We start from the raw sequence: 12,461 nt of genomic DNA on the forward strand, positions 1-12,461 counted from the left end.
TTTTCGCAACCCAAGTATTAGTACAATGGATTACCAGTATAAAGAGATTGAAAAGAAATGGCAGGAGTTCTGGGCCGAAAACCAGACTTATAAGGTTGATAACAACTCTGAAAAGCCAAAATATTATGTCCTTGATATGTTTCCTTATCCTTCAGGTGCAGGCTTACATGTGGGGCATCCGCTGGGATATATTGCGTCGGATATTTTTGCCAGATATAAACGATTAAAAGGGTTCAATGTATTGCATCCCATGGGTTACGACTCCTTCGGGTTGCCCGCAGAGCAGTACGCTATTCAAACCGGTCAGCACCCTGCGCTTACCACTGAACAAAATATTTCCACTTATCGCCGTCAGTTAGACCAGATCGGCTTCTCTTTTGACTGGAGTCGTGAAGTCCGTACCAGCGATCCCGAGTACTATAAATGGACTCAGTGGATATTCATGCAGCTTTTCAATTCCTGGTATAATCTTGCTGCTGAAAAAGCAGAGTCGATCGAGGTCCTGGTTAACCATTTTGAAACAAAAGGAAGCTCAGGCGTTAAAGCTGTTTCAGATGAGGATGTTTTAAGTTTTAGTGCCGAGGAGTGGAATGCTTTCAGTGAGGCACAGAAACAGGAAGAACTTCTGAAATACCGTCTAACATATTTGAAAGAAAGCACTGTAAACTGGTGTGCAGCCCTTGGAACTGTTTTAGCTAATGATGAAGTTAAAGACGGAGTTTCCGAGCGGGGTGGATATCCTGTTGAACAAAAGAAAATGATGCAATGGAGCATGCGCATCACTGCTTATGCTGACCGTTTACTTCAGGGTTTGGATACCATTGACTGGCCGGAACCTTTGAAAGAAATGCAAAGGAACTGGATCGGGAAAAGTACCGGAGCGAGTGTGAAGTTTCCATTAGAATATGGTGAAGGAGCGATTGAAGTTTTCACAACCCGTGTCGATACTATTTTCGGAGTAAGCTTCTTAGTAATTGCTCCTGAGCATGAATTGGCAGCTTCTTTAACTACTCCGGAACAAAAGGAAGAGATCGAGTCGTATATCACTCAAACTAAGAAGAAATCAGAACTTGACCGAATGGCTGATACTAAAACTGTATCAGGTGCATTTACCGGAAGCTACGCCCTAAATCCTTTAGATGGAACTAAGATTCCGGTTTGGATTGCAGATTACGTATTAGCAGGATATGGAACGGGAGCGGTGATGGCAGTGCCGTCAGGCGACCAGCGTGACTTCCTGTTTGCAAAACACTTCAACCTTCCGATTATTCAGATACTGGATGGTCAGCAAGATATCGAGCATCAGGCAGACCCAACCAAAGAAGGTAAATATATTAATTCGGGTTTCATCAATGGGCTTACTTATCAGGAAGCGATTCCTGCTTTGATCGCCAAGTTGGAGGAATTGAATGCTGGTAAAGCAAAGATTCAATATCGTATGCGAGATGCCATATTTGGTCGTCAGCGTTATTGGGGAGAACCTGTTCCTGTTTACTTTAAGGATGAACTTCCTCATCTTATTGAGGAAAATGAACTTCCACTATTGCTTCCGGAAGTAGATAAATACCTGCCTACAGAAACCGGCGAGCCTCCATTGGGCCGGGCAACAGATTGGAAATATAAAGGCGAGGCTCACTATGAGCTAAGTACCATGCCTGGCTGGGCTGGCTCAAGCTGGTACTGGTACCGCTACATGGCTTCGCCTGAAGATCGTAAAGAAGATGCTTTCGCACCGAAAGCTGCTATAGAATACTGGAAAGATGTCGACTTATACATTGGCGGATCAGAGCATGCCACTGGCCATTTGTTATATAGCCGTTTCTGGAACAAATTCCTTAAAGACCTGGGTTATGTGGTTGAAGAAGAACCTTTCAAGAAACTGATTAACCAGGGTATGATCCAGGGTCGTTCTAACTTCGTTTACCGCGTATTGGATGAGGAAGGAAAAGGCACAAATACCTTTGTTTCTTACAACCTTAGAGACGAGTACAAAACCACTCCTCTTCACGTTGATGTTAACATTGTAGAAAACGATGTGCTGGATCTAGACAAGTTTAAAAAATTCAGGGCAGAGTTTGAAAATGCCGAGTTCATCCTGGAGAACGGTAAATACGTATGTGGTGTAGAGGTAGAGAAGATGTCTAAATCCAAATTCAATGTTGTTAATCCTGATGACATCATCGAACGTTATGGTGCAGATACTCTTCGCTTATACGAGATGTTCCTTGGCCCGTTAGAGCAAAGCAAACCATGGAACACTAATGGTATAGAAGGAGTATTTAAGTTCCTCCGTAAATTCTGGAAGTTATTCCACAACGATAAGTTCGAACTTTCAATTTCAAACGAAGAGCCAACAAAAGCAGAGTACAAAGCTTTGCACAAGATCATTCGAAAGGTAGAAGAAGACATCGAGAGGTTCTCTTTCAATACCTCGGTTTCAAGCTTCATGATCTGCGTGAATGAGCTGCAGGACCTAAAGTGTAACAAGCGCAAGATCCTTCAGGACCTTGTGATTGTGCTTGCTCCTTATGCTCCTCATATTTCTGAAGAGCTTTGGTCTCTTTTAGGCAATGCCTCAGGCTCCTTGTCGTATGCCCAGTATCCTAAATTCAATCCTGACTACCTTGTTGAGGATGAATTTGCTTATCCTATTTCGGTAAATGGGAAGATGAGAATGAATTTGAATATCTCATTGACATTGGAAGCTGCCGATATAGAGAAGCTTGTACTAAGCAATGAAGACGTTCAAAAATACCTTGACGGAAAGACACCTAAGAAGGTAGTTGTTGTGAAAGGCAGGATCGTAAATATTGTTATTTAAGAGCTGAGTTCAGTAAATATATTGATACAAAAACGGCGGGGACAAAGGTCCTTCGCCTTTTTTTATGCGTTTGTTCATCTTTCAATCGATTTCCAGTGAACAAGTATGAGAAGGCTGTATTTTATCATCTTTATCTAAAAAGCCACTAATTCCCGCAGCTGCTTGTAACAAAGCATATACCTTTGCGACTAATTCTACAGTCCTGTTCATCAAGGTTCAGGACCCATAACGATTTTATTCAATGAAACACTTATTCATAGCCTTATCAGCATTTTTCTTTTTTAATACTGCTTTCGCACAAGTGCCCGTTGGTGGGGCAAGCATAACAGGTCGAATATCAGGAACGGTGCTCGACTCCCTTACTAAAAAGCCTGTAGACTATGCTTCCGTAGGATTGGGAAGAGCCAGCTCAACTAAAAGTACTAACGGTTCGATCACCGACTCAAAGGGAGTATTTAAGATAGATAATATTTCTCCGGGCAAGTATAAGTTAACGATCAGCTTTATTGGCTACCAGACTAAAGTGATTACCGGTATCGAAACAACTCCGGGTAAGCCTGATGCAAATCTTGGACGAATACTGCTTTCTCCTTCTGCAAACGCATTAAAGGAGGTAACTGTTACCGGCCAGGCTGCAATAATCGAGAACAGGGTAGATAAAGTGGTTTACAATGCAGAAAAAGACGCAACGGTTTCGGGAGGAAATGCGGGCGACGTCCTGCGTAAAGTTCCAATGGTTACAGTAGATCAGGATGGTAATGTGGCTTTAAGGGGTAGTCAGAATGTACGGGTTTTGATTAACGGAAAACCTTCAGGAGCGGTAGCAAGCAGTCTGGCTGATGCAATGAAAATGCTGCCAGCAGATCAGATCAAAAATGTGGAAGTGATCACCAGTCCTTCTGCTAAATACGATGCAGAGGGTTCGGCAGGTATCATTAACATTATCACCAAAAAGAAGGAAATGTCGGGTGTAAGTGGTTCTGTAAGTGGCGGTTTGGGTACAAGGCAGAATAATGGCAATGCAAATCTTAACATCAATAAAAACCGGCTTAGTTTTACCGGGAATTTCGGGGGAAACCTTACGTGGCCTCAAACTTCCCTTACGGATATATTTATTGCTACGAATGATTCTACCCACAGTCAGATAGGAGAGACGCGTCTTAAAAGATATGGCTACTCTACTTCTGGAAACTTAAGCTACGACTTTAATGCAAATAACAGTATTTCCTCCGGTATAAGATATAACCAGGGTGGATTTTCTACAGACGGAGCATCAACTAAGCTTAGTAATGCAATAGCCAGCTCCCTTGGTCCCAATTCTGAGATAATAGATAACGAGAATGATAACAAATTCCAAGGCTTCGACTGGAATGCTGATTTCACACATAAGTTTAAAAAAGCAGGACATGAGTGGAGTGTGGCAGGGCAGTGGACCGAATTGAAATCTAACACTGATTTCGAAACCTTTAATAGCCGCGCGATTAATAATGACCAGATCGGTAAGAATACCGGAATTAATGACGAGTATACATTTCAATCAGATTATTCCCTACCGGTATCGTCAAAAGTAAAATTGGAGCTGGGCGGTAAGTTTATTGCCAGAAGGATAGACAGTGATTACGATTTCGATAAAAGAGAGGGAGGTGATTTCGTACGGAATACAGCCTTGTCTAATATTTACCATTACAATCAAGATGTTTATTCAGGATATTCCGTGTGGACTTTTACTTTGAAAAATAACTGGGGTTTACAGGCTGGAGGACGTTATGAATTGACGAAGATTACAGGGCAAGTGGAAAATGAAACACAGAATTTGAGTCCACTGGGCAATGACTACGACAATTTTATACCAAGCCTTTCTATCTCAAAAACGATCAAGACAAATTCCTTCAGGCTAAGTTATAGCAAGCGTATCCAACGTCCAAGCTTGCAATATTTGAACCCTTTCAGGAATACAAGTAATCCGCTTACCCATACTGTAGGAAATCCGGAATTAAGCCCAGAGATTTCACAAAGCGTTGAGTTCAACTTCTCAACATTTATTAAAACTTCGGTAATTAATGCCTCAGTTTATTTCAGACATACCGACGATGTAATTGAGAATTTCGTTGCACGCGAGGCATACCAGTTTTCTGACGGAGTTACCAGAGATGTTTCTGTTTCAACCTTCCAGAACATTGGAAACAACAATTCAATAGGCGCCTCATTCTTCGGACAGATTCAGCCGGTTAAAAAGCTGACTTTAAGAGGAAACGTAAATCTTTATACGTACAAACCTACAGTAAACAGGACCTTTGCATCTGCTGCATCTAATAATAACGAAACTTATCTAATGTATAATGCATTTCTTGGAGGCTCTTATACGATCCTTCCTGGATTCTTAATGGAAACTTTCGCTATTATCAATGCCCCACGCCGTACTGCTCAGGGACGCAACCCATCTTTCAACATGTGGCAGCTCTCGTTTAATAAGGAGATCCTGAATAAGAAAGGTAAGTTGGGCTTGAATATGGTAGATCCCTTTAACGAGCGTAAAAGCTTCAATAGCAGCTTCGTTGGTAATGGTATAACTCAAACCAATTCTTTCTCTGTGCCATTCCGTTCTATTGGTATTAACTTTAGTTACCAGTTCGGTAAAATGAATTTCGCGCCACAGCAGCCTAAGAGGAAACGTGGTGTTAATAACGACGACTTAAAACAGGATAGCGGACAGGGAGGTCAGGGCCCAGGAATGTAGACCTAAGAAAATATATATTGGGAGACCGGCAATTTTTGTAGCCGGTCTTTTTTTTGAAGTTGTTTTCCTTCTTGCTTGCAGGAAAAGCGGAACTTCACTCTTATCACCTCGCTGGTGTGTTCAAGCTTATTATCGCAGGTTCAGTCCTAAGGTTTTTTATTATTCGGTCAATTTATGTGCAATTGATATTAACTTTGACACCAAATTAATAGCCATGTCCTCTAAAAGAATTGTATCGCTTCTACCGGCCTCAACAGAGATAATTTACGCCCTTGGACTTGAAGGTCAGCTGGTAGGACGATCGCATGAATGTGATTATCCTGAATCTGTAAAGGAACTTCCGGCATGCTCCTCAACCGTAATTGAAGAAGGAGTTTCCAGCAGTGCGATTGACACTCAGGTAAAACAGACAATAGCAGAGGCCTTATCTGTGTATAATGTTGATTCTGTGCTTTTAAAGCGTCTTAATCCTGATCTTATCGTAACCCAGGCTCAATGTGAAGTGTGCGGAGTGAGCCTTTCGGATGTCGAAAAGGCCTTGGGTGAGGATCAGAATAAGGATGTGGAGGTATTATCCCTAAGTCCCAATACCCTGGAGGGCATTCTAGCAGACATAAAAGAAGTCGCCTGCAAATTGGAGGTTTCTGAAAGGGGTAAGGTTTTGTTGGAGGAGTTGGAGGAAAGGCGGGACCTGATAAAGCACAAATTGAAGTTTGTCGAAAATAAGCCAAAGGTTGCTTGCATCGAATGGCTAGATCCTTTGATGATCGCTGGGAACTGGACCCCTGAACTTGTTGAAATAGCAGGAGGAGTACCCGTTCTCGCTACTAATGGTTCGCACTCTCCGTACATTAAACCGGAAGACCTTTGCGCAGCCAACCCTGATATTATTGTTGTAGCGGCTTGTGGATTTTCAATAGAGAGAACCCTTCAGGAAATTTCCTTGTTGATGCAGCTTTCTGGTTGGAATGAAATAGAGGCGGTGAAAAACAACAAGGTATTCATAGCCGACGGAAACCATTATTTCAACCGTCCAGGTCCAAGGATCATTGATACGATTGAGATACTTGCGGAGATCATTAATCCTAAGCAATTTATTTTTGGTTACGAGGGACAGGCTTGGGTGAAGTTTGACCTGGTGTAGTCAAATTAGCTGAAAGCCGATTCGTAAAAACAAAGCCTTAAATGCTTTGTCATTATCGCACAATACATTTGAGGTTATGAGCTTGCTTTTTAGTCCCTTGAAAATAAGGGAAGTTGAATTTAAAAATCGTATCGGTGTTTCACCCATGTGTCAATATTCCAGCGATAATGGCTATGTAAATGATTGGCATCTTGTTCACCTTGGAAGCAGGGCAGTTGGTGGAGCAGGTCTTATCTTGGTGGAAGCCGCTGCAATAGCTCCAGAAGGCCGGATAACTCCTAAAGACTTGGGAATCTGGAGCGACGACCATGTTCCGGGCCTGAAACGTATAGTTGATTTTATGCATGTTCAGGGGAGTGTAGCTGGTATTCAACTAGCTCATGCCGGTAGGAAGGCAAGTACCAGCGAACCCTGGAATGGGGGATCTTTTATTCAGGGCCAGGAAGGTGGATGGCAGACAATTGCGCCTAGTGCAGTTCCCTTTTCTGAAGGTCACGGCACGCCACAGGCATTATCTTCTGGGGATATTGAGCGGATTAAAATAGAATTTCAAAATGCTGCTAAACGCGCGCTGGATGCAGGATTCAAGGTTGTCGAAATACATGCTGCCCACGGATATCTTCTTCACGAATTTTTGTCGCCTTTGTCAAACTTGCGTACTGATGAGTACGGAGGTTCTTTCGAGAACAGGATACGGATGCTACTGGAAGTTGTAGAAGCGGTAAGAATAACCTGGCCCGGGCACTTACCTTTATTTGTAAGAATATCAGCAACGGATTGGGTAGAAGGTGGCTGGACAAAGGAAGATTCTATTGCCCTGTCTGAGATCCTGAAAACAAAAAGTGTTGATTTGATAGATTGCTCTACCGGAGGAAATGTACCTAAGGCCAATATACCAGCAGGTCCTGGATATCAGGTGGAGTTTTCCGAAGCTGTAAAACAAACAGGGATACTAACAGCTGCTGTTGGAATTATTACATCTCCTGAACAAGCAGAAGCCATTATTGCTGAAGGCAAGGGAGATATGGTCCTGCTTGCTCGTCAAATGCTTCGGGATCCTTATTTTCCGCTGCATGCAGCAAAGGCACTAGGGGTAGATGTTCCCTGGCCTGTTCAATATGAGAGGGCAAAACGATAAAAAAAACCTCCAGGCAATTCACCTGGAGGTTTCTCTAATATATATCTAACTATATTCTTATTACAAACCGGCATTCAACTGTGCTTCATTTTTATTGAAGCTATCTACAGCTAATTTCTCGTCAAGAAAGGCAGATGCATAGGTTTTAGTAGCAGGGCCATTGATAAATAGGGTTGTTCCTCCTTTAATTGCATCAATGATAGCTGGTGTCAATTCTACCGGTAAGGCAGGACATCCGTGACTGCGACCAAGGCGTCCATGTTGGTTAATGAAGCTTTGGCTTACATACTCTGCACCGTGCACTACAACAGCTCTGTTTAAAGCATTAGTATTGTAACCGTTATCCATTCCGTTTAGCTTTAACGACAGGCCATGCTTACCGAAATAAGTATTGCTTGTAATATAGAAGCCAAGACTGCTTTGATGAGAGTTTGCAAGGTTGGAGAAACTGGTAGCATAATTATCTCCGCTACCTTGACCATGCGCAACTAAAGTATTAAATAATACCTTTTTAGATGCAAGATCAACAATCCACAAACGTTTTTTTGTGCTGGCTCTTGTAAAGTCTACGATTGAAATTACTTCTTTTGCAGACGAAACCAGGCTAGAATTTTTTAAATTATAATATCCCGTAACTGCTTTCTTAAACACACCATAATCAAGACCAGAGGCATCCAGATCTGCTGAATAATAAATTTCAGAAATGTGTTTGTTAAAAAGCGCTTCGGCAGAAACTGGCTCGGCAGCTACAGATGTCTCAACAACGGTAGTATCTTTTGCGATGGCAGCTTTAACATCAGTAGAATCACTTAAACTCCAACCGATAGCAGGTAAACTTAATGTTAAAAGAGCTACACTTGCCCCACGAAAAATCCTTTTCCTCATAATCTTTCCCTCAGTAAATTAAGTAGAGTTTTATACGATAGACGTTGTATTAAGTTTCTCTGGTTTTGTGTTACAAAGGTAACACCTTTTTATTGAATGTCAAGGAGTTCGGTGATTTATATTTGTCATCTTAGTTTAATTAATCTCTTAGAACTTTCTGCCCATTGCATAAAGAAAGTACTAAGAATTAATTTTTGCCCTTATTCAGGGTAGACAATTACAGCTAAGGTGATAAACGACCAAAGCCGTTCGGTTGAACGGCTTTGTGATATTATAACTTTCGATTGCTGGTTTTATCCCAGTAAGTTTTTCCAGCTAACCATATTTCCGATGATCTGATCTAACTGATCAATGGCAACACGTTCCTGAGCCATTGAGTCACGATGACGGATAGTAACCGTGTTATCCTCTAAGCTTTGGTGGTCTACAGTAATACAGAACGGTGTTCCGATGGCATCCTGGCGGCGGTAACGTTTTCCGATTGCGTCTTTCTCCTCATAAACTACATTATGATCAAGCTTCAACCTGTTCATAATCTCGCGGGCTTTCTCTGGAAGTCCGTCTTTTTTAGTAAGAGGGAATATCGCTGCTTTGACAGGAGCAAGGCAAGGATGTAATCTCAATACGGTACGGCTATCTTTCTTGTCACCTTCACTCAGATCCTCCTCCTCAAAGCAGTTGATTAAGGTTAACAAGAACATACGGTCAAGACCTATTGAAGTCTCGATAACATAAGGCACATAATTCTGATTAATTTCAGGATCGAAGTACTGCAGTTTTTTACCTGAAAACTTCTGATGCTGACTTAAATCGAAATCTGTACGGCTGTGGATACCTTCCACTTCTTTAAATCCAAATGGGAATTCAAACTCAATATCTACTGCAGCATTTGCGTAGTGAGCTAACTTCGTGTGATCATGGAAACGATATTTCTCGGGATTCGTTCCCAAGGCTTTATGCCATTTTAATCGGGTTTGTTTCCAGTAATCATACCATTCCATTTCAGAACCGGGACGAACGAAGAATTGCATCTCCATCTGTTCGAACTCTCGCATACGCATAATGAACTGGCGGGCAATAACCTCATTACGGAAAGCTTTTCCAATCTGAGCAATTCCAAATGGGATTTTCATCCTACCCGTTTTTTGCACGTTAAGGTAGTTAACGAAAATACCTTGAGCCGTTTCCGGACGAAGATAGATCTTGTCTGACTCTTCAGCGATGGCACCAATTTGTGTAGAGAACATCAGGTTGAACTGACGAACATCTGTCCAATTACGAGTTCCTGACACCGGGCATGCAATTTCGTGTTCAACGATCAGGTCACGTAAAGCAGCAAGATTATCACTTTTTAAAGCCTCGTCCATTGCTTGTTGAAGCTCTTCTGCTTTCGCTGTTTTACCGTCTTTTTCGTATCGTGCAATTTTGTCTTCAAGAAGTTGGTCTGCACGGTAACGTTTTTTAGAATCCTTATTATCGATCATAGGATCGTTGAATCCGTCAACGTGTCCGGAAGCTTTCCATGTGGTAGGATGCATGAAAATCGCGGCGTCGATGCCGACAATGTTCTCGTGCATCTGCACCATAGATTTCCACCAGTATGTTTTTATGTTGTTTTTTAATTCAGAACCGTTTTGACCATAGTCATATACAGCACTTAAACCGTCGTAAATCTCACTTGATTGAAAAACAAAGCCATACTCCTTAGCATGGGATATAACGTTTTTAAAAAGCTCGTCGTTATTTTTGCTCATGATCCTGCAAATATAAATTGATTTGTGAATTGTGACTTAGGATTTACGATTTTGTTCAATACTCAAATTGCTATCTTGCAGCTATCAAATGGCTACCCCTAATATACCCGCTCTCTGTTGCGCTCATTTTGCTCCTTACTACCTCTTTGCGATGTGGTATATAGAGGAGTGCTCTTTTATAAAATCTTTTTTAGCCTTATCCTTGTATTAATTATGCAGATTGAAGATTCGGTATCGTCTGTCTCTTTTTTCAAATCTGAAATCTCATTCATATAACTATGAGCGTAAAAGTAGAACAGCTTACCAAAATATACGGAGAGCAAAAGGCAATAGATGCTATCTCTTTCTCAGCAGAACCTGGTAAAATTCTTGGTTTTCTTGGTCCGAATGGTGCTGGTAAATCTACTACGATGAAGATTGTCTCTTGCTTTATTCCACCAACCTCAGGAAAAGCAAGCCTTTGTGGCTATGATGTGACTGAACATCCGCTGGAAGTTAGACGTAATCTGGGGTATCTTCCGGAACATAACCCTCTATATCTCGACATGTATGTGAAGGAAACCTTATCCTTTATAGCGAACATCCATGGCTTGTCAAATGTAAAAGGCCGCATTGATAAGGTAATTGAGCTTACTGGCCTAGGTCTTGAGCAGCATAAGAAAGTTGGAGCTTTGTCAAAAGGGTATCGGCAACGTGTAGGCTTAGCTCAGGCAATTATTCATGATCCACAAGTATTGATCCTTGACGAACCTACTTCAGGTCTGGATCCTAATCAATTGATAGAGGTACGGAGTTTAATTAAGGAATTAGGTAAAACTAAAACGGTGATCCTGTCTACACATATAATGCAGGAGGTTGAAGCTATATGCGACAGCGTAGTGATTATCAATAGAGGTCGGATTGTGGCAGATAGTATGCTGAGCGAGTTGCGTCAAAAGTTCTCAAATCAATCTTTAGAGCAGGTATTTTTACAGGTTACAAGAGGCTAATTTTGAAAAGTAGCGCTTTGCCGTTCTGTTCTTAAAAAGGAAATTCAATATCGATTTCAGGTTTCAGAAAACTGTTATTAATTAAAAAGAAAAGGATAGTAGTTCTTTCTACTCCAAGACGTTCCTCAACGGGCATCCTACAGGGACTTAACCCGGGAATAACCCGGACCTCACCCGGTAAAATGCGGGTAAGGCACGCGCTATTTACCTGCTATGCTTAAGTTAATTTTAGGTTAAGATTAGTGTCTTTGTTGTTCTGCCTTCCTTTCGGACAATAATTATTTGGTCTAATATCTACTGTTTCTGATTCCCTGTTTTCCAATATTATAGTAAGATTTCGTGAAGAATAATTGAAATGTTTGAAGTTTAATCATGGTTCGATTAGTAAACTTTATTCACCTTTTTGTGTCTTTTGTTTAAGGTCCAAATAGTTTTGTTCCGATTAACAAAATCACATTTATGAAAAAACTTTTTTTACTTATTGCGATGTCGGGCGTCTTTTTTTCTGCCTCCGCTCAAATTGAGCCAATGAGAACAAGATACGGAATTGCTCTAGAAGCTGGTCTTCCTGTTGGTAAAACCGGAGACATTTATGATCTGGCAATTGGAGGATCTTTATTCCTGGATTATCCTGTATCTCCAACGTTCAATGTCACAGGTTCTGCCGGTTTCACAAATCTAACTATTAAGGAAGAAGTTACCTGGGCTGGTGATAACCCAAACTTTGTTCCCTTAAAAGTAGGGGCAAAACTTTCCTTCCTTAACAATTTCTTTGCGCAGGCTGAAGTGGGTGCCGCTGTTGCTGTGAGCGGCAACCGGTCTACTGCGGCTATTATAGCACCGGGAGTAGGATTATCATATCCTGTATCTGGTCGAACTAATTTCGAAGCTGGTGTTCGTTATGAAAGCTGGGCTGCTGATGGCGGGAGTATAGATCAGGTTGCATTCAAAGCAGCGTTAAAGTTTTAACCAGGTGACCCCAAGCTTTTCGAC

General features: G+C 41.6%; 8 protein-coding genes. 6 read left to right on the forward strand and 2 right to left on the reverse strand.

Going from position 1 to position 12,461, the window contains the following annotated elements; genetic code table 11:
* The first annotated feature begins 25 nt into the window (after positions 1–25).
* From leuS to J4N25_RS11625, 4 genes are all read left to right on the forward strand, one after another.
* Complete coding sequence (gene leuS, locus J4N25_RS11610; RefSeq protein WP_207422366.1) at positions 26–2,821, forward strand: leucine--tRNA ligase; 2,796 nt, start codon at positions 26–28, stop codon at positions 2,819–2,821.
* A gap of 241 nt (positions 2,822–3,062) precedes the next feature.
* Complete coding sequence (locus J4N25_RS11615) at positions 3,063–5,558, forward strand: TonB-dependent receptor (protein ID WP_207422367.1); 2,496 nt, start codon at positions 3,063–3,065, stop codon at positions 5,556–5,558.
* Between the two features lie 214 nt (positions 5,559–5,772).
* Positions 5,773–6,702, forward strand: a complete 930-nt coding sequence (locus J4N25_RS11620; RefSeq protein ID WP_207422368.1) for a cobalamin-binding protein — start codon at positions 5,773–5,775, stop codon at positions 6,700–6,702.
* A 76-nt stretch (positions 6,703–6,778) separates the two neighbouring features.
* Positions 6,779–7,840 carry an NADH:flavin oxidoreductase/NADH oxidase gene (locus tag J4N25_RS11625; RefSeq protein WP_207422369.1) on the forward strand — a complete coding sequence of 354 codons (1,062 nt, stop codon included), beginning with the start codon at positions 6,779–6,781 and terminating at the stop codon, positions 7,838–7,840.
* A 60-nt stretch (positions 7,841–7,900) separates the two neighbouring features.
* On the opposite strand, the gene J4N25_RS11630 is transcribed toward J4N25_RS11625, so the two are convergent.
* Complete coding sequence (locus J4N25_RS11630) at positions 7,901–8,725, reverse strand: murein L,D-transpeptidase catalytic domain family protein (protein ID WP_207422370.1); 825 nt, start codon at positions 8,723–8,725, stop codon at positions 7,901–7,903.
* A gap of 293 nt (positions 8,726–9,018) precedes the next feature.
* Positions 9,019–10,479, reverse strand: a complete 1,461-nt coding sequence (locus J4N25_RS11635; protein ID WP_207422371.1) for a glycine--tRNA ligase — start codon at positions 10,477–10,479, stop codon at positions 9,019–9,021.
* Positions 10,480–10,757: 278 nt separating this feature from the next.
* Here J4N25_RS11635 and J4N25_RS11640 point away from each other — a divergent pair, with 278 nt between their 5' ends.
* Together J4N25_RS11640 and J4N25_RS11645 are read left to right on the forward strand one after the other, a co-directional pair.
* On the forward strand, positions 10,758–11,468 hold the full coding sequence (locus J4N25_RS11640; protein WP_207422372.1) for an ATP-binding cassette domain-containing protein: 711 nt from the start codon (positions 10,758–10,760) through the stop codon (positions 11,466–11,468).
* Between the two features lie 459 nt (positions 11,469–11,927).
* Positions 11,928–12,437: a hypothetical protein gene (locus tag J4N25_RS11645; protein ID WP_207422373.1), complete on the forward strand. Its 510-nt coding sequence runs from the start codon at positions 11,928–11,930 to the stop codon at positions 12,435–12,437.
* Positions 12,438–12,461: the final 24 nt, after the last annotated feature.

It is taken from the genome of Desertivirga brevis (genome assembly GCF_017355835.1).